We start from the raw sequence: 21,787 nt of genomic DNA, 5'->3' as shown, positions 1-21,787 counted from the left end.
CAGAAAGGGTTCATCGACATCTTGACGTTGGCGAGGTCGACGCCGGAGTTGTCCGCCTTGACGCGAACCTTGACGTTATAGTCGACCACTCGTTTGACAGCTACAAGAACCTTCATGGATTCCTCGTTACTCTCCGGTGAAAAGAAAGTCGCCTAGGCGAACCTGGCGGTTGATGCTCATGGGCGCAAGGGCACCTCTAAAAACGCCGGCATGAACCACACATGACCTTGCTCACGGGAGTGAAGACCGTTCGTCAGTGATGACTGATGAGTCATTCATTATCGCGGCGTGTAAACTGCGCGTCCGAACCACGCAATACGTCACTTTGTGCTGCCTTCGCCCTGTCTTTAGAGGTGCTCTTGAAACCAACAGTCAGCCTACGGCGAGCGCAAAACCGCCCGTATCTTGACCGGAACGCCTATTCCGGTCAATACGGCAAAATGGTCAGTCATAAGCCGCACGTCAGTGATTTATCTGGCCTGCGGCAATTTCAAACAAACGTTTGTATTGGACCCTGAGAGTGGTGTAGATATAATGCGCCGCTTAAGAGAGCACCGCGTGCCATTCCGTGTCGTTTTCGTCGCTTTTAGCAAAGAAACCACGGATGCAACGCTCAACCTCCAATTAGAAAAAACTGTAGAGCCTTGAGTAGGAGATAGCCTGTGGAACGCGAATACATGGAATTCGACGTGGTCATCGTCGGTGCCGGCCCCGCTGGCCTGTCTGCCGCTTGCCGACTGAAACAGAAGGCCGCCGAAGCCGGTAAGGAAATCAGCGTCTGCGTGGTCGAAAAAGGCTCCGAGGTCGGTGCGCACATCCTCTCCGGTGCGGTGTTCGAACCCCGCGCCCTGAACGAACTGTTCCCGGACTGGAAAGAACTGGGCGCCCCGCTCAACACCCCGGTGGTGCGCGACGACATCTATGTACTGCGCAGCAGCGAGACCTCCACCAAGGTGCCCGACTTCTTTGTGCCCAAGACCATGCACAACGAAGGCAACTACATCATATCCCTGGGCAACCTGTGCCGCTGGCTGGCCCAGCAGGCCGAGAACCTGGGCGTAGAAATCTACCCGGGCTTCGCCGCCCAGGAGGCGCTGTTCGACGAGAATGGCGTGGTCCGCGGGATCATCACCGGCGACCTGGGTGTCGACCGTGAAGGTCAGCCGAAGGAAGGCCTCTACACTCCCGGCATGGAACTGCGCGGCAAGTACACGCTGTTCGCCGAAGGCTGCCGTGGTCACATCGGCAAGCAGCTGATCAAGCGCTTCAACCTCGACAGCGATGCCGACGCCCAGCACTACGGCATCGGCCTGAAGGAAATCTGGGAAATCGACCCGGCCAAGCATCAACCGGGCCTGGTGGTGCACACCGCCGGCTGGCCGCTGGACATCATGAGCGCCGAAAACACCGGTGGCTCGTTCCTTTATCACTTGGAAAACAATCAGGTCGTAGTCGGCCTGATCGTTGACCTGTCCTACAGCAACACCTTCCTGTCGCCGTTCGATGAGTTCCAGCGCCTCAAGCATCACCCGGTCCTCAAGCAGTACCTGGAAGGCGGCAAGCGCATCAGCTACGGCGCCCGCGCCATCTGCAAGGGCGGCCTGAATTCGCTGCCGAAAATGGTTTTCAAGGGCGGTGCGCTGATCGGTTGCGACCTCGGCACCCTCAACTTCGCCAAGATCAAAGGCAGCCACACTGCCATGAAGTCCGGCATGCTCGCGGCCGACGCCGTGGCCGATCGCTTGTTCGCCGAATCCGAAGGCGGCGATGAACTGACTGCCTACGTCGACAGCTTCAAGAACAGCTGGCTCTACGAAGAACTGTTCGCCACCCGCAACTTCGGCCCGGCGATGCACAAATTCGGTCCGATCATCGGCGCTGGCTTCAACTGGTTCGACCAGAACATCATGGGCGGCAAAATGCCGTTCACTCTGCACGATACCAAGCCGGACTACGCCTGCCTCAAGCTGGCCAAGGACAGCCAGAAGATCGACTACCCCAAACCTGACGGCAAGCTGAGCTTCGACAAACTCAGCTCGGTGTTCATCTCCGGTACCAACCATGAAGAAGAACAACCCTGCCACCTGAAGCTGACCGACCCGAGCATCCCGATCAGCAAGAACCTGCCACTGTACGACGAACCCGCGCAGCGCTACTGCCCGGCCGGCGTGTACGAAGTGGTGACCAAGGAAGACGGCGAGAAGCGCTTCCAGATCAACGCCCAGAACTGTGTGCACTGCAAGACCTGCGACATCAAGGACCCTGCACAGAACATCACCTGGGTTTCGCCGGAAGGCGCCGGTGGTCCGACTTACCCGAACATGTAAGCTGATCCGCTGAACATCGAGGCTCCCGGAAGGGGGCCTTTTTGTTGTCTACGTTTTCAAGAACCACAACAGATCAAAATGTGGGAGCGGGCTTGCTCGCGAAGGCGTCGTGTCAGTCGCTAAAGATACCGGCAGATAAACCGCCTTCGAGTTCAAGCCCGCTCCTACAGGGTGATTTGCGGTGGATCAGGCGGCGCGCTCTTCTCCAGGATTGCGCTCGAAGTAGCGCTTGTACTCGCGGCTGAATTGCGACGAACTCTGATACCCCACCTGATGCGCGACCTGGGCCACGCCCAAGCCTTCGCTAAGCAGCAATCGCTGCGCCTTGAGCAGACGCAAGCGCTTGAGATACTGCACCGGCGACAACAGTGTGCTGCGCTTGAAATGCTCATGAAAGGTCGAGGTGCTCATGTTTGCGCAACTGGCCAGCGTTTCGACGTTCAGCGGCTCGGTAAAGTGTGCATGCAGATGGCTCAGGGCCGCGGCAATCCGGGCGAACTGCCCTTGCTGTTCCACCAGTGCCCGCAATACATCGGCCTGGGGTCCACGCAAGGCGACGAACAGCAATTCCCGCAGCCGCGCCTGGCCCATGACCTGGCACTCCAACGGATCGTGCAGGCAGTGCAACAAGCGCTCGACGCACCCACGCATCGCGTCATCGAGCACGGCACAAGTCATGGACTCCGGCGTCTGCGGCGCCAGGCTCCGCCCCGCCACCAGCCCCATGGCCAGCACCAGTTCCCCCAGCATCACCCGATCGATCGCCACAGAAACCCCTAGCAGCGGGGCATTGGGCATGGCATAGGTTTCGCACTCGAACGGCACCGGCAACGCCTGGATCAGATAATTCCCGGCACCATATTCCAATGTGCGAGGTCCCAAGTACGCCAGCTTGCTGCCCTGGGCAATGATCACCAGGCTCGGCTCGTAAAGCTGCGGGCCGCGGGCCACATCCTGGCAGGCCCTGAGCACATGCACCCCGGGCAGCCGCGTGGGAACGAAACCATCGCGGATCGCCAAGGGCTCGATCAGCGAGACCAAGGCGGCGTTGGCATCAAGATGACGAGTCAACAACATAGGAAAACTTCACGAAAAAAGGATGAAGACATCATCGCAGGTCTGCGTCTCGTAGAGATCAAATCATAGCCAGCGCCGGAGAAATAGGCATGACATACGTAGGAATCACCATCGCCTCAATCCGGCAAGACTCCCAGAATGGACCACCTCACCGTTCACTGCTTAGCGAGGCTCATTATGTACACTGCCATCGGATATGCCGCCCAGTCGGCCACCACTCCCCTCGCCCCCATGAAGTTCGAACGCCGCAGCCCGCGAGCCGACGATGTGGCGATCGACATTCTCTACTGCGGCGTCTGCCATTCCGACATCCACCAGGCCCGCAATGAATGGGGCATCGCCGTTTACCCGTTGATGCCCGGTCATGAGATTGTCGGCAAAGTTACCGCCGTCGGTGCGAATGTCACCCGCTATAAGGTTGGCGACCTGGTAGGCGTTGGTTGCATGGTCGACTCCTGCCGTGAGTGCGAAGCATGCCGCGCTGACCTGGAGCAATACTGTTACCAGGGCATGACACAGACCTACGCCAGCCCGGACCGTATCAGCGGCGGCCACACCATGGGCGGTTACTCCAACAGCATCGTGGTCAGCGAGCACTTCGTGCTGCGCATCCCGGAAACCCTCGATCCGGCCGGCGCCGCGCCGATTCTCTGCGCCGGCATCACCACCTACTCGCCCCTCAAGCACTATGGCGTGAAGGCTGGCGACAAGGTTGGCGTGCTGGGCATGGGCGGCCTCGGGCACATGGGCATCAAGTTCGCCAAGGCCATGGGCGCGGAAGTGACGTTGTTCACCCGCTCGGCGAGCAAGGCTGAAGAAGCCCGTCGCCAAGGTGCGGACCACGTGATCGTGTCCACCGACGCCGAGCAGATGGCCGCTGCCGCCGGGCGCTTCAACTTCCTGCTGGACACCATTCCGGTGCAGCACGACCTCAACCCCTACCTCGACACCTTGCGTTTCGACGGTGTGCACATCCTGGTGGGTCTGGTCGAGCCGATTGATCCGCCGGTCCATGCCGCAAAACTGATCATGGGCCGTCGGGTCCTGGCTGGCTCCTTGATCGGCGGTATCGCCGAAACCCAGGAAGTGCTGGATTTCTGCGCCGAACACAACATCAGCTGCGACATTGAAATGCTCGACATCCGTCAGATCAACGAGGCCTACAGCCGTATGATCGCCGGGGATGTGAAATACCGCTTTGTCATCGACATGGCAACACTCAAGGCCTGACCCTCAGACCTTGGCGCCAAGCTCCGCCGACAGCCGGGCTGTGACCCCTTTGACCAGGGGAATCAGCTCGGCCATTTTTTCCAACGGCATGTAGGGCACGGTGCTGGCGATGCTGATACCGGCAACGATGCGCTTGCCGGCGTCACGGATCGGCGCCGCCACGCAGCGAATCGACGGTTCGTTGTCTTCCAGGTCGAACGCATAGCCCCCCGCCACATACTCCACCATCCGTTGCTGGAACTGTTCCCAGGATTGCTCCTGATGCTGGGGCCAGAACTGATTCTTCCCACCGGCCGGCAGGCTGATTTCGTACAGCCTCTTCCATTGTTCCTGCGAGTCATCGAGCATCAGCGCCTTGCCGATCCCGGTACGTGCCAGCGGCATGCGATGGCCCACGCGCGAGCGCATCTCCGGGCCGTTGCGCCCGGGATTTTTCAGCAGGTACAAGACCTCATCACCCTCGCGAATCGCCAGGTGAACGGTGTCGCCGGTAAGCGCCGACAGTTCGTCCAGGTACGGCCCCGCCAGGCTCACCAACGGCAGTTCTTCCCGGGCCTGGAAACCCAGTTCGATCAGCTTCGGCCCCAGCAGGTAACCCACTTGCGGCACCACGCGCAGGTAACGTTCGTCCACCAGGCAACTGGCCAGGCGATGGGTGGTGCTGCGGGTGGTGCCGATCAGCCGGGCGATTTCCTTCAAGTCACGGGCGCCGCTGGCAACCGCCTGGACCACGCCCAGGCCGCGCAGCAAAGTCTGGGTGCCTGTGGGCGCTGCGTCCTTGGTGATTTTTGGATCGTCTTGCTGCATAGCCGGCCTTCAACAGTTAGCGGGGAACGGGCGGCATTATGGTCGCCCGCCCCGTCGGACTACAACTCGATGCGCTCGACCTTCCCCACCAGCAGGATGTAGGACAGCGCGCCAATCAATGCCAGAACGGCGATATAGGTGATGGCCGGGGCAAACGAATCGCCGCTGGCGAGGAACCCAATGACAATCGGCGTGGTGATGGCCGCCAGGTTGCCGATGAAGTTGAACACCCCACCCGTCAACCCGAGCAGCCGTGCTGGGGCCAACGTGGAAACCAGCGACCAGGTGATCGACGCCAGGCCATTGCCGAAGAACGCCAAGGCCAGGAATGCGATGACCAGCGGCGTCGATTCGACGAAATTGGCGCCGATGATCGACGTGGAGATCAGCAGCCCGCCGATGATCGGCAGCTTGCGCGCGAATCCCACGCTGGTGCCACGACGGATCAGCCAGTCGGAAAAGAACCCGGAACACAGCACGCCGACAAACGCCGCAAGGAACGGCAACGACGCCAGCAGGCCGGACTTGATGAAGTCCATGCCGCGATATTTCACCAGGTAGGTCGGGAACCAGGTCAGGAAAAACCACAGCGTGGAGTTGAGGCAGAACTGTCCCAGGTAAATGCCCCACAACTTGCGTTGGGTCAGGACGATCCCCAGGTCGGCCCAGCTGAATTTTGCCTTGGCCTTCGCGGTATCGGCCTGGATATCGACTAATCCGCCACCTTCGCGGATCAGTTCGATTTCAGCCGCATTGGCCCCTTTGAAGTCCCGTGGTTCGCGATAAACCGCGTACCAGATCAGCGCCCAGAGAATGCCCACCGCGCCCGTGGCGACAAACACCATGTGCCAGCCGAACGCATGTTGCAGCCAGGCCAATACCGGCGTCAGGAAGGCCAACCCGACGAACTGCCCGGAGGTGTAGAAACCGATGGCCGTGGCCCGCTCGCGCTCAGGAAACCAGGTGGTGACCACGCGACTGTTGATCGGATACGCCGGCGCTTCCAGCGCACCCACCGCCATGCGCAGCACGAACAGCGCGATGAAACTGGCGGCGAAGCCAAGCATCACCGTGGCCACCGACCACAGCAGCAGCGCCACACTGTAAAGAATGCGCGGCGGCACCCGGTCCACCAGCCAGCCACCAGGAATCTGCATGGCCGCGTAGGTCCAGCCGAACGCCGAGAAAATCAGCCCGACATGAATCGGATCGATGCCCAGGTCACTGGTCAGTGCGGGAGCGGCAATTGAGAGGTTACTGCGGTCCAGGTAATTGATCACCACGGTGATGAACAGCAGGACCATGATGAAAAAACGCTTGCGGCTGGGCGTCACCAACGACGCTTGCGCGCTCAGGGTGTGCGCTTGCATGTGAGGTGCCTCTTTTTATGTTTATTGAGGAATCGGGCGCATTGCTGGAGATCTCCCTGTTTAAGGAGATCGAGTGTGGGAGCGGGCTTGCTCGCGAAGAGGGTGTGTCAGTTAGCGGATGTATTACTGACACACCGTCTTCGCGAGCAAGCCCGCTCCCACATTTAAACCGAGTGAGTCAGAGCACTCACCACTCAGCAAAACTACCATCGGCATGCCGCCAGATCGGATTGCGCCAGCGGTGGCCGATGGCCGCGCGTTCGATGACGTATTCCTCATTGATCTCAATGCCCAGGCCCGGGCCGTTGGGGATTTTCACGAAGCCTTTGTCGTAGTCGAACACCTGCGGATCCTTGATGTAATCCAGCAGGTCGTTGCTCTCGTTGTAGTGGATGCCCAGGCTCTGTTCCTGGATGAACGCGTTGTAGCAAACCGCGTCCAATTGCAGGCACGCCGCCAGGGCGATCGGGCCCAGCGGGCAGTGCAGCGCCAGCGCTACATCGTAGGCTTCGGCCATGTTGGCTATCTTGCGGGTTTCGGTGATGCCACCGGCATGGGACGCATCCGGCTGGATGATGTCCACGTAGCCTTCGCTGAGCACCCGCTTGAAATCCCAGCGGGAAAACAGCCGCTCGCCCAGGGCAATCGGGGTACTGGTCAGCGGCGCCAGTTCTTTTAGGGCCTCGTAGTTTTCGCTGAGCACCGGCTCTTCGATGAACATCAATTTGTAGGGGTCGAGTTCCTTCATCAGCACCTTGGCCATCGGCTTGTGCACGCGACCGTGGAAGTCCACGCCAATGCCGACGTTCGGCCCGACCGCGTCCCGCACCGCCGCGACGTTGGCCAAGGCCAGGTCGACTTTTTCAAAGGTGTCGAGAAATTGCAGCTCTTCGGTGCCGTTCATCTTCACTGCGGTGAAGCCCCGCGCCACCGCCTCTTTCGCCGCACGGGCGGTGTCGGCCGGCCGGTCGCCGCCGATCCACGAATACACACGGATCTTGTCGCGCACCTGGCCGCCCAGCAAGTCGCTGACCGACACGCCCAGGGCCTTGCCCTTGATGTCCCATAGTGCCTGGTCAATGCCGGCCAACGCGCTCATGTGGATCGCCCCGCCCCGGTAGAAGCCGCCGCGATACAACACCGTCCAGATATCTTCGATGTTGCGTGGGTCTTTGCCGATCAGGTAGTCGGACAGTTCCTCGACGGCCGCCGCCACCGTGTGGGCACGACCTTCGACCACGGGCTCGCCCCAGCCGGTCACGCCTTCGTCGGTTTCGACCTTGAGGAAGCACCAGCGCGGCGGAACGATAAACGTGGTCAGTTTGGTGATTTTCATCTTGTTGTCTCTCTTATCAGATGCAGCGCACGGGGCGCTGGAAAAGTCTTCAGTTCAAGGCATTCCACGCGGCCACGTAGGCCTTGGCGCGCACCGCCACTTCGTCCGCCGTCAGGCCCGGCTTGAACAGTCCGGAACCGAGACCGAAACCCTTGACGCCGGCCTCGACGAACACCGCCATGTTGTCCGGCGTGATCCCGCCCACCGGCACCAGCACGGTCCCCGTGGGCAACACCGCCAGCCAGGCCTTGACCACCGCCGGGCCCATTTGCTCGGCCGGGAACATCTTCAGCACATGGGCGCCTTCGGCCAGTGCGGCAAAGGCTTCGGTGGGCGTGGCAACGCCGGGCGACAAGTACAGCCCTGCCGCTTTCGCCGCCCGCAGCACCTTAGGATCGCTGTGGGGCATCACGATGACTTGACCGCCAGCGGCTTTCACTTGCTCGACCTGTTCCGGCGTGAGCACCGTGCCAGCACCGATCAGGCAATCGGCGGGCAACGTACTGCGCAGGATGCGGATACTTTCGTACGGCTCGGGAGAGTTAAGCGGTACTTCGATGACGCGAAATCCGGCGCCATAAAGGACTTCGCCGATAGCGGCGGCCTCGTCCGGACGCAGACCGCGCAAAATTGCGATCAGCCCGTTGTGCGCCAGTGCTTGTGTGAGCATGTCAGACCTCCAGTCGTTTAACGCGATGCGGTGGAATCGAGCAGCCCGGCCGCCACGGCCAGTTGCCACAAACCACGCTCGGTGGCCTGTTCGGCCAGGGTCACCCGGGCAAAACCGCAGGCGTCGAGGGCCCGTTGATAACGGGCGCAGAGTTGGGAATTGCCGATCAGTACCACGGCCGGCAGGTGGATGCTGTCGCGGCGCCGGCGTTGTACGGTGGCCAGCGCCGTCAGCTCATGACCGATCAACAGGCCAGAGAGGTAGTCCGCCTGGGCGCTAGCCATCAGTTCGCCGGTCAAGCCCAGGCTGCGGGCGCTGAACACGGTGGACAACGGGCCGATCTGGCCATCCACCGACAACGCCACTTGCACGCCACGATCAAAGGCCAGGCCGTCGAACGTCGCGCCACGCTGCTGGGTACGGCCGAGAATGCTGTGGTCGCTGAGCACGGCGAAGATCTCACCGGTCATGAAGGTGTCGAAATGCTCGATGCAACCATCGGCCACTTCCACCCATTTCGAGTGACTGCCGGGCAGGCCGATCAGCACGGCTTCGTCCGGCAGGCTGTGCAAGGCACCGAGCACTTGGGTCTCTTCACCGCGCATGACATTGGGCAAGCGTGAACGCTGGATCACCCCAGGCACGATATGCACATCAACGCCGCGAAGACTCCGAACGGTTTGTAGGGAATGTCCGAGATTGGCGACGTTGGCGGGTGTGTCGCAGTAAGGCGCTTCGCGCCAGCCCTGAGCACTGCCGACCATGCCGCAGGCAATGACAGGCAAGCCAGGCTGTGCATCGAGCCAGTCGCCGCAGGCCTCATCGAAGGCCAATTCGAAGCCGTCGACGCACACCCGGCCGGCCAGGGTTCGCGGCCCGGAGGGCAACTGCATGATCCCCGTCGACAGCGAGCGCTGTTCGAGCACCTCGCCACCGGCGGCGAGTTTGTAAGCCCGTAATGAGGTGGTCCCCCAATCGAGCGCGATCAATTGCGCCTGCATCCGCTTCACCTGTTTTGTTTTTTGGCAGTGAGTGAGACGGACTATAAACCTGGGCGCGATTAAATCTCAATATATAAATATCACTCCCATATAGTGGGATATAAAGATCACCTACAAAGCCAATCGCCATTCAGCCACGACCCTGCTACGTTTCCTGTCCGGACGCCTTAGAATTCAGGGAACAAGTGATGGGACAACTGCTGAAAATCCTCGGTCGTACTTCCTCGATCAACGTCAGAAAAGTGCTGTGGACCTGCCAGGAACTGGAAATAACCTACGAGCGTGAGGACTGGGGTATCGGCTTTACGCCGACCCATGATCCAGCGTTCCTGGCCCTCAATCCCAATGCCCAGGTGCCGGTGATCATTGATGAGAACGGCGTGCTCTGGGAGTCAAATACCATCTGCCGCTATTTGGTAGGCAAGAACGGACGCAGCGACTTACTGCCCCTTGAGCCTGCAGCCCGGGCCCGCGTTGAACAGTGGATGGACTGGCAGGCAACGGAACTCAACCCGTCATGGGGCTACGCGTTCCACGCGCTGGTGCGCAAGAATCCGGATTTCCAGGACCCGCAGCGCATTGCCGCCGGCATCAAAGGCTGGAACGAGAAGATGGGTTTGTTGGAACAACAGTTGAACCGCACCGGCGCCTACGTGGCCGGTGCGCAGTTTTCCCTCGCGGACGTGCTCATCGGCCTGTCTGTGCATCGCTGGCGCCAGACGCCCATGGAGCGTCCCGACTATCCGGCCGTGGCCGCCTACTGCAAACGCCTCGAACGGCGGCCGGGGTTTGCCGAATACGCATCCGCGGCACACTCATGAAGCACTCAGTTGCCGTGGGCGAAATCCCGTAGCACCTTGCCATCCATCCGGTAGCGCACCCACTCTTCCTGGGGTTGCGCACCGAGGGATTTGTAGAAGTCGATGGCCGGGGTGTTCCAGTCCAGCACGCTCCACTCGAAGCGACCGCAATCGTTGTCACAGGCAATCTTCGCCAGATGCCGCAACAGTGTCTTGCCCGCTCCGCCACCGCGCTGGTCAGGCGTGATGTACAAGTCTTCAAGGTACAGGCAGTTGCTGCCCAGCCAGGTGGAATAGCTGAAGAAAAACACCGCAAAACCAATCGGCACGCCGTCCCGCAGGCAGATCAGCCCATGGGCGGTCGCGCCTTCGCTGAACAGACTGCGTTCGATGTCAGCCACACTGGCAATGACTTCGTGGCGAGCCTTTTCGTAATCGGCCAACTCAGTGATGAAAGCAAGGATTTGAGGCGCATCGCTGGGTTGCGCAGGACGGATCTCGATCGACATGAACAGGCCTTGTAGCCAATTGAAAGCGCCATACTAAGCCGCCACAGGGCGCTCGTCACACATGAAAAAGAACATCTCCACCGAAGTACCTGCAAACAAAGGATCTGTCATGACCGCCGCCTTTGCGCCACTACAAACCGTCGCCGCTCAATTGTTACCCCATGCGCTGGAGCCTTCGGAGGACGGCGCGCACGATCTGTCGCACCTGCAACGGGTCTGGCACAACGTGCGTACCCTCCAGGGTCATGAGGGCGGTGATCTGTCTATTCTGCTGGCGGCGACGTTGCTGCATGACTGCGTGGCTGTGGAAAAGAACTCACCCTTGCGCGCCCAGGCTTCTCGACTGGCGGCAGACAAGGCATCGACCCTGTTGTCGACGCTGAACTGGCCAGACGAAAAAATCAGTGCCGTCGCCCATGCCATCGAAGCTCACAGTTTCTCGGCCAATATTCCTGCCGTCACGCTCGAAGCAAAAATCCTCCAGGACGCCGACCGCCTCGACTCACTGGGCTTGCTCGGAGTCGCGCGGACGTTCTACGTTGCCGGACGCATGGGCAGTGCGCTCTACGATCCCGAGGATCCGCAAGCCAAGTCGCGAGATTATGATGATCGTCGTTTCTGCCTCGATCATTTCCAGACCAAGTTGTTGCACCTGGCCGACGGTTTCCAGACCGTCACCGGGCAACACATGGCGCAGGTCCGTCACGAAAAGCTAAAAGGCTTCATGGAGCAATTCATCGAAGAAGCCGGACTCGACGCCTAGACCATTCGTCGCGCCCGAGGCACCAACGCAAATCCAGCGCAGCCCAAGATCAGGCAAGCATTCTGAAAATGGAGGCGACACCATGATCACTTCAAGGCTGACTGCACTCACATTGGCCACGCTGCTGTCCTCGGTGGCCTTCGCGGCCTCTACCTCCGGCACCGGGCCGACCGATCCCGTGGAGCCGCCCAACTCCCCCGCCACGCAAGGCCTGCCCAAGTTGAACACCGACGGCACCGGCGGCGGCCTGAACAATGGCCAGCCACCGGCCACCGGCACCGATCCGCGGGTGCAGGGTAATGACACGGGGCGCCAGGGGGGCATGAATACACCGGACTCGACCACGCCTGATAACGCCGAGACTGGGGTAGGCTCGAAAACCACGACCGGTGGTTCGGGCTCCGAAGGTGGCGCCGCCAGCCAGTAGCCTCTGCCCGGACATTTGAGGAGGAACATCCCATGCCTCGTGGAAGCAAAGAAAAATACACCGCCGAGCAAAAGCGCAAGGCCGAACACATTGAAAAGAGTTATGAGAAAAAGGGCGTGTCCGAGAACGAGGCCGAGGCACGGGCTTGGGCAACGGTGAACAAGCAGTCCGGTGGCGGCGAACGTTCTGGTGGCTCTGGCAAGGAAAAACCGGCGGCGGCCAAGAAAACCGACCGCAAGGAATCAGCCCGCCGCGCCGCCAAGACCCGCGAAGGTCACCCGCGCACCAGCAAAGCCTCCCACGGGACCCAGACCGTGGACAGCCTGATGAAGGAGGCCCGGGCGAAAAATATTCCCGGGCGCTCGAAGATGCGCAAGCAGGAATTGGTCGAAGCGTTGCGCAAGGCGGGGTGATCGTTGGCGTCAGGGAGGACGCTATCGCCAACGATCTCTGTTTTCAGCGTTGCTTCAAGCGGTCAATCACCACCGCCAGCAGCAGGATCGAGCCGCGAATGACGTATTGGTAGAAGGTGTCGATGTTCTTCAGGTTCATCGCGTTTTCGATGATTGCCAGAATCAGCACACCGGCGATGACATGGCGGATCATGCCGATACCACCGCTCAACGACACGCCGCCGAGCACGCAGGCCGAGATTACGGTCAGTTCGAAGCCCTGGCCGATCATTGGCTGGCCCGAAGTCATGCGCGACGCCAGGATCACCCCGGCCAAGGCACCGATCACGCCATGGACGGCGAAGATGATGATTTTGGTGCGATCAACGTTCACCCCGGCCAACAATGCCGCTTCCTGGTTGCCACCGATGGCCATGGTGTTGCGCCCGTAGGTGGTGTAGTTCAGCAGCCAGCCGAAAAACAGAAAGCAGACGATGGTGATCAGGATCGGCACCGGCACGCCAAACATCTGGCCATTGCCGAACACAAAGAACGATTCCTGGGACACCCCCACCGCTTTGCCGTTGGCAAAAATGTAGGCCAGGCCACGGACGATCTGCATGGTCGCCAATGTGGTGATCAACGCATTGACCCGCAACTTGGCGATGACGATGCCGTTGATCAGGCCAACGATCAGCCCCATCACCAGCGCCGCGCTGATGCCGAGGAACACGCTGTTGGTGTCACGCATCACCACCGCCGCAACCACGCCGGCACAAGCGATCACCGAGCCGACCGACAAGTCGAAGTGTCCGGACGCCAGGCAATACAACATGGTGCAGGCGGCGATGCCGGTGGTGGAAATCGCCAGGCCCAGTCCGCGCATGTTCAGCGGCGACAGGAAGTTGTCGATCATCAGGGTGCAGAGCACGAAGATGCCGACGGCCGCCAGCAGCATGACCCAGTCATCCAGGAAGCGACGCAGGTCCAGGGGTTTGCGTGCCGTTGGCAGTGCATTGTTTTGAATGGTCATGATTACCTCTCAGTTCGCCGCGTCGGCAACGCGTTGGCGTGGCAGCGCCAGTTGCAGCAGGTTGGATTCGTTGGCCTGGTCACGCGGCAACTCGCCGCGCATGGCCCCTTCGCAGAGCACCAGGATTCGGTCGGAAATACCCATCACTTCCATCAGGTCGCTGGACACCACAATCACCGCGATGCCGTCGGCCGCCAGGCTGTGGATAATCTGGTAGATCTCGGCCTTGGCACCGATGTCGATACCGCGGGTCGGCTCGTCCAACAGCAGGACTTTCATCGGCATCGACAGCCAGCGACCGAGGATCGCCTTCTGCTGATTGCCACCGGACAGGTACATGATTTTCTGCCCCGCCGTCGGGGTTTTCACTTTCAGCGCCTTGATCTGTTTGTCGGCGTTGCTCCGCTCCCAATCGCCACGCAACAGGCAGCCGAGGGTGGAATGGCTGCTGCGGGCGCTGATGTTGATGTTCTCGCTCACGCTGGCCAGCGGCATGATGCCTTCTTTCTTGCGGTCTTCCGGGCAGAGCAGCACGCCGGCGGCGATGGCATCGCGGGGCGAACGCAATTTCAGTTCTTCACCATGCAACACCAGGCGCCCGTCCGTCTGACGCTCAAGGCCACTGAGCAAGCGCAGCAGTTCGGTACGACCGGCCCCCACCAACCCGAACAGCCCGAGGATTTCCCCCTTGTGCACTTGGAAACTCACGGGCTCGCGCAGTCCCGGGCCGAGCAGGCGATCAACCTGCAACGCCACGTCGCCGCGCTCGCGGGCACGGTAATCGTAGATGTCCTGGATATCGCGACCGACCATGCACGTCACCAACTGATCGTGGGTCAGTTCACTCATGTTCTCGAAGGTCCGTACGTAGCGGCCGTCCTTGAACACCGTCACCGCGTTACAGATGCGGAACACTTCTTCCATGCGGTGACTGACGTACAGCACCACTTTGCCCTCGTCCCGCAGGCGGGTAATGATCGCCATCAAGCGGTCGATTTCCCGTGCCGAGAGGCTACTGGTGGGTTCATCAAAGGCAATGACATGGGCGCCACGGGACAAGGCCTTGGCGATTTCCACCAATTGGCGCTGGCCGAGGGACAGACGACCGACTTTTTCCTGGGGGTCGATTTCATCGGCCAGGCCTTTGAGCAGCGTCAACGCCTGCTGGCGCAGCAGCCCACGATTGACCAGGCCGAAACGGGCCGGCAAATGGCCAAGGAACAGATTCTCGGCGACAGTCATTTCTGGCACCAGGTGCAGCTCCTGGTGAATCACCGCCACGCCGCTGGCAATGCTGTCGGCGGTGGATTTGAAGACCATCGTCTGCTCGCCGATCTGTAAATCGCCGCTGCTCGGGATGTAGGCACCGCCGAGGATCTTCAACAACGTGGACTTGCCCGCGCCGTTCTCGCCCATCAAGGCATGAACCTGCCCCGGATGAGCAACGAAACTGATATTGGCCAGCGCCTGCACGCCAGGAAAGGATTTACCGATCCCGTTGAACCGCAAGCTGCCGCCGATGTTGTGTTGCTGTGTCGCTGTTTGCGCTTGCATAACCACCTCGAACTCACAGAGATCAAGCGACCCCGTTGCCGGGGTCGCTTTGAATCAATCGGCCATCAATTCCACAGGCCGATTTTTTCCAGCTCTTGCTTGAAGTTCTCCCGAGTGATCAGCGTCACTTCGTCCATGGCGGTGTACTTCGGCGGCTCCTTGCCGGTGGTGACCCACTCGAACATCATTTCGGCAGTTTTGTAGCCTTCGATGTGTGGGCTAGGCAGCATCGAACCGAAGAAACCGCTGTTGGGCTTTTTCAGTTCGCCGATGGCGTCAGTGCCGTTGATGCCGATACCGATTACATTGGCCGCCGCAAAACCGGCGCTTTCAGTGGCGCGTACGCCGCCCAGCACAGTGTTGTCGTTCATGCCACCGATGATCAGGTTTTTCGCGCCGCCGGGCAGTTTCACCAGGGCCGAGTTGGTGGCATCCATGCTGCCGGGTACATCGAGGGTTTTCAGCGCGGTGTAAAGAATGTGATCGTCCGGAAAGCCGGCCTTCTTCAGGGCGTCCACCGAACCGTCGGTGCGCTTCTTGCCAGTGTCCAGTTCGTTATAGGTGTTGATCACCGCGTAGGTGTCTTTCCAGTCCCAGCCGCGTTTTTTCGCTTCAGCGGCCATGGCGCTGCCCTGCTTCTGGCCTACTTCGAACGCGGCCATGCCCAGGTACGGCACGTCTTCCATGAACTTGCCATCGGAACCGACGAAACGGTCATCGACGGCAATCACTTTCATGTCGTTGAGCTTGGCCTTGGCCATGATGGCTGGGCCGAGGGACACGTCGGGCGGGCAGATTACAAAGCCCTTGGCGCCGTTGGCGGCGAGGCTGTCGATGGCCGAGAGGGTCTTCTCTCCGTCGGGCACGGCGATCTTGATCACCTTGAAGCCCTTGTCCTTGCCCGCCTTTTCGGCGAACGCCCATTCGGTCTGGAACCAAGGCTCCTCGGCCTGCTTGACCAGAAAACCGATTTTCACTTCTTCAGCCGCCAGCAAGCTGCTGCTGAGGCTGACCGCGGTAACCGCCAGGGCGGCGCGGCACAGGGAACGGATCCCACGACGATGATTCATAGTTGACTCCTTGTTTTTTTTATTGAAAGCCAAACGTCCAGGGTTCTGCTCCACCATCGGTGGAAATGCGCAGGCTGGGCGGTCAAATCAAGTTGCTACACAGCATAGGCCCAAATAGTCATATCGTATGATGATTGGATTACAGGCAAAGTTTCCGACTGCAACCCAGGAATATTCAGTCGTGGTACATGACCGAACGTCCACCATCGATGGTGATGCATGACGCGTTGATAAAAGGTGCTTCATCGCTGGCCAGGAACACGGCCGTCATTGCCACTTCGATCGGTTGCCCGATACGCTTTGGCGGGTGCAGATCCAGCGCACGCTGGCGTTCGGCATGAGGATCGGCAAAGCCGTTCCAGTAGTCGACATTCAGTTGGGTTTCGATATAACCCGGCGCAATGGCGTTGACTCGTACCCCTTTTGGCGCATATTCGATACCCAGGGCGCGGGTCAGGCCAAGCAGGCCGTGCTTGGCCACCGGGTAAGGGAAACAGCCGGGAATGATGTGGGACGAATGGGTCGACGCGATGTTGATGATGCTGCCCACGCCCTGTTCGATCATCTGCGGCAACACCGCCTTGCAGCCATACCAGGCGCCATCCAGGTCGATGGCGAAGCAGCGACGCCAGTCTTCTTCACTCATTTCCAATGGGTCGCGGAACACGTTGACGCCGGCGCAATTCACCAACACGTCGATACGGCCGTGCAGCTCGACCGCACGGCGGGCCATGGCGTGCAGGTCCTGCTGGTTCGACACATCGGCTTTCAGCGCCTGCACGTCCGACCCGCGCTCACGCCAGTGGGCGGCGACTGTCTCGACCTTCTCGGCCTGAATGTCACTGATCACCAACCGTGCCTGTTGCGAAGCGAACGCGGCGACGATGGCCTCGCCGATACCCTGGGCAGCGCCAGTCAGCAACACGACCTTGTTCTTCAGTCGCTCGCCCTTCGGTGGCTCGGGCACTGGCGGCAAGGCAAGGGCTTCAGCCATGGCTCAAGACTCCTGCTCGCAGGCACGACAAAAACCGGGCATCCAGGGATGACCGGTCACAAGGCATTGTAAAAAACCGTGAGTCTCGTACGCCGCCAGGGCGTACGGGGGAGGATCGTTGCATCACTTCACCTGTTTTGTTTTTTTAGTGTGAGTGCGTATCGCTGATGGAGCCGACTATAAACCCGACCACCAAATAATCTCAATATATATATTTACATCCCATATTTTGGGACAACCCCAGCAAACCGAGTACAGGCCACACCAGGGACATCCACCCGCATCGACAGCACGGCACCGTCCAGCGGATGGCCCAGCGGACTCGCCGCGCTGGTGATGTACAACGTCTTGAGGTCCTCACCACCGAACACACAACTGGTCGGTCGGCTGACGGGCAACTCGATCACCCGATCGACATGACCGTCCGGGTGCAACCGCAGCAGGCAACTGCCATCCCAGCGCGCGTTCCAGATATAACCCCGGGCATCCATTGCCGAACCGTCCGGCCCACCACGGGGGTGGGGGCCAAACCAGACCTGCGCGGGCGCCAGGTTGCCCTCAGGGTAGATAAAGTGTCGGTACAACGTGCCATCGAGACTATCGCCGAAATACACCGTGGTGCCATCGGGGCTCCATAGCAAGGTGTTGGGAATGCCCAGCCCGCGCAACAACGGCATGACCCGACCATCACTGCTGACGCGAAACAGCCCGCCGGACCGCTGCTCGACAGGCAAGTCCTCGCCCTCTTCGCCGATGTTGTTCTGCATGGTGCCAAGCCAGAGTTGGCCCAGGGCATCGCAACGGGCTTCGTTGGGCCGATTTCCGGGCTGGGGATCGGCCATGCACAGCAGCGTCAAGCGGGGTTCCAGCCCCGGTGAGTCGAGATCCAGCCGGTACACACCACTGCTCAGGGTCACCAGCGCGTCGCCACTCTGGGTTGGAATGAAGGCAGACACATGCTCGGGCATCTGCCAGATCTGCACATTGGCGCCGATCAGTCGCAGCGCCTGCTTGCCGGCGATATCAACCCAATACAGTGCTTGTGTCGGCACATCCCAGAACGGCCCCTCACCCAATGTCGCCCGATGTTCCGTCACCGCTGTCCACTTCATTGAAACCTCCTGTTTCCAGCTTGCCCGGCAGCGTCTGTTCGACCGGCCATGACATTTGGGTAAAAGCGCTTGATCGCCAGGTCGGCATTATCGATCAGCGTCATGCAGGCCCAGACACCGCGCGCCGCGTCACGGGCGGCGATGGCGTCGGCGATGTCCTTGTGAATCGGCAAGGTGCGGCGCAGCTCATCCGGGTCGGCGGCCGACACCTCGAACGACACCGCCAGCAGCGCGCCCAGGGCCGGGACCATCTGTTCGATGAATTGATTATGGCTGGCCGCGAGGATGCACTCGTGGAAAAACTGGTCGGCGCGGTTGTAATCGGCGCCGCTGTCCACCGCCCGCTCCAGGGCATGGTAGGCCAGGCGGATCGCCTGTACCTGATCGGCCGTGGCCCGCTCGCAAGCCCAGCGCACCGCCATCGGCTCGATGGTACGGCGCAGGTCCAGCAAGTCATCGACAAAGTTTTCCGGCAGGCCGCTGCGCGACAGCCAGCCGACCACCTGCGGGTCGAACAGGTTCCAGCGCCGCACCGGCAACACCCGCGTACCGACTTTCGGCCCGACTTCGAGCATGCCTTTGGCCACCAGGGTCTTGATCGCCTCGCGAATCACTGTGCGGCTGACGCCCAGTTGCTGGCCCAAGTCCGCCTCGACCTTGATGGTCTGCCCAGGCTTGACCTGGCCGGCGGCGATCCAGCCCCCCAGCCAATCGACGGTCGATGCATGAAAACTGCTGGACATGAAAACCCCGTGGACCACTCTTATTGGTGGCCCACGCTAATCATCATATGATTGAGTGTCAATTTGAATTTTACGCAAACCACCTGTGGGAGCGGGCTTGCTCGCGATAGCGGTCGTTCAGCCAACACTGATGTTGGATCAACCATTGCCATCGCGAGCAAGCTCGCTCCCACAAGGGGTCAGGGTTCCAAGCCTATCGGGAAGAACACCCCACCACTCCAAACCCCCAACCAACGCTGCCCATCGATCTCGCGACTGACCGCCAGCTCCACCAGTTGGTAGAACACATTGCGGTGGATCAGCGCTTCGAGGTTGCTGCGCACATGCACATAGGGCGCAGGCTCCTGGGTCTGGGGATCGATCACCACCCGCAGCGGATGCCCGGCACCGGCCTCGGTGGTTTCCTCGACATTGGTGGTGAAGCGCAACAACTGCCCTTCCCCTTGACCTCCAACCTCGAGGGTCACGGCCACGAACGGCGCATCGTCGACTTTGATGCCGACTTTTTCCACGGGGGTAATCAGGAAGTAATCATCGCCGTCGCGGCGGATGATGGTGGAGAACAGCTTGACCATCGGCTTTCGCCCGATAGGCGTGCCCAGGTAGTACCAGGTGCCGTCACGGGCGATGCGCATGTCGATGTCGCCGCAGAAGTCGGGGTTCCACAAGTGGACCGGCGGCAGGCCTTTGGTCTTGGGGATCTGCCCCAGCAAGTCATTGGCTTTTTGCGGTCCGCTCATGGTGACTCCTTATTTACTCGTCGCCCATCCCCAGCAAGGTGCGGGCATATTCACGCAAAGGCGCGGCGATGAGGTCTTGTGGCTGCTTGTCGTGCAACGTCAGTAAACCGCCACGACTCTTGATCCGTGCAGTATCAATCAAATACTGGGTGCTGGTCTCGATCAACATGATTTGAATCACGCTGGTATCCACACCCAGGCGATCCACCGCTTCTTCATCTTGCCATTCGTCGGTGTTGCCGATGCGGTTATCGGCCTTGGCGAACCGGGTGTAAAGCAAGTAATGGGCACCGGCGGCACGGGCTTCGCCCATGGCCTGGTCGAGGCCTTCGGGAACACGGGCGCGACGGACCATGGGGAAATATTCGATGAAACCGTTAAAGGCTTCTTCGGCCACGACGTTGGGACGCGGATAGGCGCTGCCGGGTGGCGCGAAGGCCCCCTGAGCGATGTAGATGAACGAGTCCGGCTGAATACGCAGGTTGTTTATACGACGGCTTTCGCTATGGTCCAGCAGGCCAGCGTCGCTCATGTGGTAACGAACGCCCTCCCCCATGTCGCTGACATTCATGCAGCCACCAAGCGCCAAAACGGCCAGCAGCAAAACCAGGCTACGCATCCTACCCTCCAAAAACCGGTGACGGAAAACCGGCGAATGGCCAGTGGATGCAGCTTTTGCGCCAGCTCATCGAAATACGGGTGTCAGACGGATCCAAGCTGAATGAAAAATGGCTATCGCGGGCAAGCCTTGCTCCCACAAGAAGATGAACACCGTACCTGTGGGAGCAAGGCTTGCCCGCGATTGCCTTCGGTCAGCCGCCGATGATTTTCATGATGGTCGCGCCACCGGAGAACGCCACTTCCTGCTTATCTCCCAACGCCTTGACCAGCAGGCGCTGCAGCGCCGGCAATGCCTGATGGCGAGGTTTATCCAAAAGGTCGCCGACGAAATGACGGTTACTCGACGACAGGCAGCCATGCAGCCACCCCGTAGAGGACAACCGCAGCCGGGAGCAGGTACGGCAGAAAGGCACGCTTTCGTTGGCGATCACGCCAAAGTGCCCCAACCCCGGGATCTCATAGCGCACCGCCGTGGCATCCACTGGCGCGTCGGCTTGCAGGTATTCGTATTGTTCGCCAATCAGGCTCAGCAACTGTTGAAGACTGACGAACTGCTGCAGGAAGGCGTTGGAGTCGCTGGCCAGGTGGCCCATGCGCATCAACTCGATGAAACGCAACTCATAGCCACGTTCCAGGCAGTATTCGAGCAAAGGCATCACCTGGTCCAGGTTCTGCCCACGCAACGGCACCATGTTGACCTTGATCTTCAGCCCGGCCGCCCGGGCCTGCTCCATGCCGTCGAGCACGGTCGCCAGGTCGCCGCCACGGGCGATACTGCGAAACGCAGCGGGGTCCAGGGTGTCGAGGGAAACGTTGATCCGGCGAATGCCAGCGTCTACCAGCAACGGCAGTTTTTTCGCCAGCAACTGACCGTTGGTGGTCAGGCTGATGTCTTCCAGGCCCATCTGCCCCACCGCCGTCATGAAACTTTCAAGCTTGGGGCTGACCAGTGGCTCGCCACCGGTGATGCGCAGCCGTTCGATGCCGGCGGCTTCGATCAGGTAAGCCACGCCCCGCGCCATGGCCTCGGCCGACAGTTCATCCTGCGCAGCCACCAGCCGCTTGCCGTTGGGCACGCAGTAGGTACAGGCGTAATTGCAGGCGGAAGTCAGGCTGATCCGCAAATTGCGAAAACGCCTGCCTTGACGGTCAACGATCATGGATCACTCCGGCGAAAGAAGAATCGGACCCGTGAAACTTGACCTCTAAAT

At 60.4% G+C, this 21,787-nt stretch carries 22 protein-coding genes and 1 pseudogene; 6 read left to right on the top strand and 17 right to left on the bottom strand.

All coding sequences use genetic code 11. The features are described 5' to 3' along the window. Window positions 1–116, bottom strand: a pseudogene (locus ACWNZ1_RS28480) (electron transfer flavoprotein subunit beta/FixA family protein); the annotation flags it as partial. Between the two features lie 546 nt (window positions 117–662). Here ACWNZ1_RS28480 and ACWNZ1_RS28475 point away from each other — a divergent pair. Beyond that, window positions 663–2,327, top strand: a complete 1,665-nt coding sequence (locus tag ACWNZ1_RS28475) for an electron transfer flavoprotein-ubiquinone oxidoreductase (protein ID WP_135846441.1) — start codon at window positions 663–665, stop codon at window positions 2,325–2,327. Window positions 2,328–2,513: 186 nt separating this feature from the next. Here ACWNZ1_RS28475 and ACWNZ1_RS28470 read toward each other — a convergent pair whose 3' ends face one another. Then, window positions 2,514–3,404 carry an AraC family transcriptional regulator gene (locus ACWNZ1_RS28470; protein WP_135846442.1) on the bottom strand — a complete coding sequence of 297 codons (891 nt, stop codon included), beginning with the start codon at window positions 3,402–3,404 and terminating at the stop codon, window positions 2,514–2,516. Between the two features lie 177 nt (window positions 3,405–3,581). Between ACWNZ1_RS28470 and ACWNZ1_RS28465 the strand changes: the two genes are divergently transcribed. After that, entirely contained in the window at window positions 3,582–4,634 is a 1,053-nt protein-coding gene (locus ACWNZ1_RS28465; RefSeq protein ID WP_109754364.1) for an NAD(P)-dependent alcohol dehydrogenase, read from the top strand. A gap of 3 nt (window positions 4,635–4,637) precedes the next feature. On the opposite strand, the gene ACWNZ1_RS28460 is transcribed toward ACWNZ1_RS28465, so the two are convergent. The 5 genes from ACWNZ1_RS28460 to ACWNZ1_RS28440 all read right to left on the bottom strand — a co-directional run bounded on the left by ACWNZ1_RS28460 (window position 4,638) and on the right by ACWNZ1_RS28440 (window position 9,818). Continuing rightward, a complete protein-coding gene (locus tag ACWNZ1_RS28460) occupies window positions 4,638–5,441 on the bottom strand; it encodes an IclR family transcriptional regulator (protein WP_013693986.1) in 804 nt (267 codons plus the stop codon). Window positions 5,442–5,500: 59 nt separating this feature from the next. Continuing rightward, entirely contained in the window at window positions 5,501–6,811 is a 1,311-nt protein-coding gene (locus ACWNZ1_RS28455) for an MFS transporter (RefSeq protein ID WP_135846443.1), read from the bottom strand. A 187-nt stretch (window positions 6,812–6,998) separates the two neighbouring features. After that, complete coding sequence (gene dgoD, locus ACWNZ1_RS28450) at window positions 6,999–8,147, bottom strand: galactonate dehydratase (RefSeq protein ID WP_003179439.1); 1,149 nt, start codon at window positions 8,145–8,147, stop codon at window positions 6,999–7,001. 49 nt (window positions 8,148–8,196) lie between these two features. Next, the gene (locus ACWNZ1_RS28445) at window positions 8,197–8,817 is read right to left on the bottom strand and encodes a 2-dehydro-3-deoxy-6-phosphogalactonate aldolase (protein ID WP_135846445.1); all 621 of its coding nucleotides are present in this window, start codon (window positions 8,815–8,817) and stop codon (window positions 8,197–8,199) included. Window positions 8,818–8,834: 17 nt separating this feature from the next. Beyond that, window positions 8,835–9,818, bottom strand: coding sequence for a 2-dehydro-3-deoxygalactonokinase (locus ACWNZ1_RS28440; RefSeq protein ID WP_280944295.1), 984 nt, complete (start codon window positions 9,816–9,818; stop codon window positions 8,835–8,837). 188 nt (window positions 9,819–10,006) lie between these two features. Here ACWNZ1_RS28440 and ACWNZ1_RS28435 point away from each other — a divergent pair, with 188 nt between their 5' ends. Beyond that, window positions 10,007–10,639 carry a glutathione S-transferase family protein gene (locus ACWNZ1_RS28435; protein ID WP_135846447.1) on the top strand — a complete coding sequence of 211 codons (633 nt, stop codon included), beginning with the start codon at window positions 10,007–10,009 and terminating at the stop codon, window positions 10,637–10,639. Between the two features lie 5 nt (window positions 10,640–10,644). On the opposite strand, the gene ACWNZ1_RS28430 is transcribed toward ACWNZ1_RS28435, so the two are convergent. Next, the gene (locus tag ACWNZ1_RS28430) at window positions 10,645–11,127 is read right to left on the bottom strand and encodes a GNAT family N-acetyltransferase (protein WP_135846448.1); all 483 of its coding nucleotides are present in this window, start codon (window positions 11,125–11,127) and stop codon (window positions 10,645–10,647) included. Between the two features lie 109 nt (window positions 11,128–11,236). On the opposite strand from ACWNZ1_RS28430, the gene ACWNZ1_RS28425 reads away from it, so the two are divergent. The 3 genes from ACWNZ1_RS28425 to ACWNZ1_RS28415 all read left to right on the top strand — a co-directional run bounded on the left by ACWNZ1_RS28425 (window position 11,237) and on the right by ACWNZ1_RS28415 (window position 12,730). After that, window positions 11,237–11,890, top strand: a complete 654-nt coding sequence (locus ACWNZ1_RS28425; protein ID WP_135846449.1) for an HD domain-containing protein — start codon at window positions 11,237–11,239, stop codon at window positions 11,888–11,890. An 82-nt stretch (window positions 11,891–11,972) separates the two neighbouring features. After that, complete coding sequence (locus ACWNZ1_RS28420; protein ID WP_135846450.1) at window positions 11,973–12,317, top strand: hypothetical protein; 345 nt, start codon at window positions 11,973–11,975, stop codon at window positions 12,315–12,317. Window positions 12,318–12,349: 32 nt separating this feature from the next. Continuing rightward, window positions 12,350–12,730 carry a Rho termination factor N-terminal domain-containing protein gene (locus ACWNZ1_RS28415; protein WP_135846451.1) on the top strand — a complete coding sequence of 127 codons (381 nt, stop codon included), beginning with the start codon at window positions 12,350–12,352 and terminating at the stop codon, window positions 12,728–12,730. 43 nt (window positions 12,731–12,773) lie between these two features. On the opposite strand, the gene araH is transcribed toward ACWNZ1_RS28415, so the two are convergent. From araH to ACWNZ1_RS28370, 9 genes are all read right to left on the bottom strand, one after another. Next, on the bottom strand, window positions 12,774–13,742 hold the full coding sequence (gene araH, locus ACWNZ1_RS28410; protein ID WP_135846452.1) for an L-arabinose ABC transporter permease AraH: 969 nt from the start codon (window positions 13,740–13,742) through the stop codon (window positions 12,774–12,776). A gap of 9 nt (window positions 13,743–13,751) precedes the next feature. Continuing rightward, complete coding sequence (gene araG, locus ACWNZ1_RS28405; protein ID WP_280944296.1) at window positions 13,752–15,296, bottom strand: L-arabinose ABC transporter ATP-binding protein AraG; 1,545 nt, start codon at window positions 15,294–15,296, stop codon at window positions 13,752–13,754. A gap of 65 nt (window positions 15,297–15,361) precedes the next feature. Further along, complete coding sequence (locus tag ACWNZ1_RS28400) at window positions 15,362–16,366, bottom strand: substrate-binding domain-containing protein (protein WP_135846454.1); 1,005 nt, start codon at window positions 16,364–16,366, stop codon at window positions 15,362–15,364. Between the two features lie 175 nt (window positions 16,367–16,541). Beyond that, entirely contained in the window at window positions 16,542–17,360 is an 819-nt protein-coding gene (locus tag ACWNZ1_RS28395) for an SDR family oxidoreductase (RefSeq protein ID WP_135846455.1), read from the bottom strand. A gap of 215 nt (window positions 17,361–17,575) precedes the next feature. Beyond that, window positions 17,576–18,472, bottom strand: a complete 897-nt coding sequence (locus ACWNZ1_RS28390) for an SMP-30/gluconolactonase/LRE family protein (RefSeq protein WP_280944297.1) — start codon at window positions 18,470–18,472, stop codon at window positions 17,576–17,578. Next, a complete protein-coding gene (locus ACWNZ1_RS28385; protein WP_135846457.1) occupies window positions 18,469–19,215 on the bottom strand; it encodes a FadR/GntR family transcriptional regulator in 747 nt (248 codons plus the stop codon). The genes ACWNZ1_RS28390 and ACWNZ1_RS28385 overlap by 4 nt, the downstream gene beginning before the upstream one ends. A 179-nt stretch (window positions 19,216–19,394) precedes the next feature. Beyond that, entirely contained in the window at window positions 19,395–19,955 is a 561-nt protein-coding gene (locus ACWNZ1_RS28380; protein WP_280944298.1) for a DUF1285 domain-containing protein, read from the bottom strand. A gap of 13 nt (window positions 19,956–19,968) precedes the next feature. After that, window positions 19,969–20,574, bottom strand: a complete 606-nt coding sequence (locus tag ACWNZ1_RS28375; protein ID WP_135846459.1) for a DUF4823 domain-containing protein — start codon at window positions 20,572–20,574, stop codon at window positions 19,969–19,971. 193 nt (window positions 20,575–20,767) lie between these two features. Beyond that, window positions 20,768–21,736, bottom strand: coding sequence for a GTP 3',8-cyclase MoaA (locus tag ACWNZ1_RS28370; RefSeq protein WP_135846460.1), 969 nt, complete (start codon window positions 21,734–21,736; stop codon window positions 20,768–20,770). Between the last annotated feature and the right edge of the window lie 51 nt (window positions 21,737–21,787).

The sequence above is a fragment of the Pseudomonas sp. CFBP 5748 genome (genome assembly GCF_053850495.1).
This window is presented reverse-complemented; position numbering and strand designations above follow the sequence as displayed.

Bases quoted from the DNA above. Each gene is read 5' to 3' on its own strand.
- ACWNZ1_RS28470 (WP_135846442.1), bottom strand. From the start codon at position 3,404: ATGTTGTTGACTCGTCATCTTGATGCCAACGCCGCCTTGGTCTCGCTG.
- ACWNZ1_RS28465 (WP_109754364.1), top strand. From the start codon at position 3,582: ATGTACACTGCCATCGGATATGCCGCCCAGTCGGCCACCACTCCCCTC.
- ACWNZ1_RS28460 (WP_013693986.1), bottom strand. From the start codon at position 5,441: ATGCAGCAAGACGATCCAAAAATCACCAAGGACGCAGCGCCCACAGGC.
- ACWNZ1_RS28455 (WP_135846443.1), bottom strand. From the start codon at position 6,811: ATGCAAGCGCACACCCTGAGCGCGCAAGCGTCGTTGGTGACGCCCAGC.
- dgoD (WP_003179439.1), bottom strand. From the start codon at position 8,147: ATGAAAATCACCAAACTGACCACGTTTATCGTTCCGCCGCGCTGGTGC.
- ACWNZ1_RS28445 (WP_135846445.1), bottom strand. From the start codon at position 8,817: ATGCTCACACAAGCACTGGCGCACAACGGGCTGATCGCAATTTTGCGC.
- ACWNZ1_RS28440 (WP_280944295.1), bottom strand. From the start codon at position 9,818: ATGCAGGCGCAATTGATCGCGCTCGATTGGGGGACCACCTCATTACGG.
- ACWNZ1_RS28435 (WP_135846447.1), top strand. From the start codon at position 10,007: ATGGGACAACTGCTGAAAATCCTCGGTCGTACTTCCTCGATCAACGTC.
- ACWNZ1_RS28430 (WP_135846448.1), bottom strand. From the start codon at position 11,127: ATGTCGATCGAGATCCGTCCTGCGCAACCCAGCGATGCGCCTCAAATC.
- ACWNZ1_RS28425 (WP_135846449.1), top strand. From the start codon at position 11,237: ATGACCGCCGCCTTTGCGCCACTACAAACCGTCGCCGCTCAATTGTTA.
- ACWNZ1_RS28420 (WP_135846450.1), top strand. From the start codon at position 11,973: ATGATCACTTCAAGGCTGACTGCACTCACATTGGCCACGCTGCTGTCC.
- ACWNZ1_RS28415 (WP_135846451.1), top strand. From the start codon at position 12,350: ATGCCTCGTGGAAGCAAAGAAAAATACACCGCCGAGCAAAAGCGCAAG.
- araH (WP_135846452.1), bottom strand. From the start codon at position 13,742: ATGACCATTCAAAACAATGCACTGCCAACGGCACGCAAACCCCTGGAC.
- araG (WP_280944296.1), bottom strand. From the start codon at position 15,296: ATGCAAGCGCAAACAGCGACACAGCAACACAACATCGGCGGCAGCTTG.
- ACWNZ1_RS28400 (WP_135846454.1), bottom strand. From the start codon at position 16,366: ATGAATCATCGTCGTGGGATCCGTTCCCTGTGCCGCGCCGCCCTGGCG.
- ACWNZ1_RS28395 (WP_135846455.1), bottom strand. From the start codon at position 17,360: ATGGCTGAAGCCCTTGCCTTGCCGCCAGTGCCCGAGCCACCGAAGGGC.
- ACWNZ1_RS28390 (WP_280944297.1), bottom strand. From the start codon at position 18,472: ATGAAGTGGACAGCGGTGACGGAACATCGGGCGACATTGGGTGAGGGG.
- ACWNZ1_RS28385 (WP_135846457.1), bottom strand. From the start codon at position 19,215: ATGTCCAGCAGTTTTCATGCATCGACCGTCGATTGGCTGGGGGGCTGG.
- ACWNZ1_RS28380 (WP_280944298.1), bottom strand. From the start codon at position 19,955: ATGAGCGGACCGCAAAAAGCCAATGACTTGCTGGGGCAGATCCCCAAG.
- ACWNZ1_RS28375 (WP_135846459.1), bottom strand. From the start codon at position 20,574: ATGCGTAGCCTGGTTTTGCTGCTGGCCGTTTTGGCGCTTGGTGGCTGC.
- ACWNZ1_RS28370 (WP_135846460.1), bottom strand. From the start codon at position 21,736: ATGATCGTTGACCGTCAAGGCAGGCGTTTTCGCAATTTGCGGATCAGC.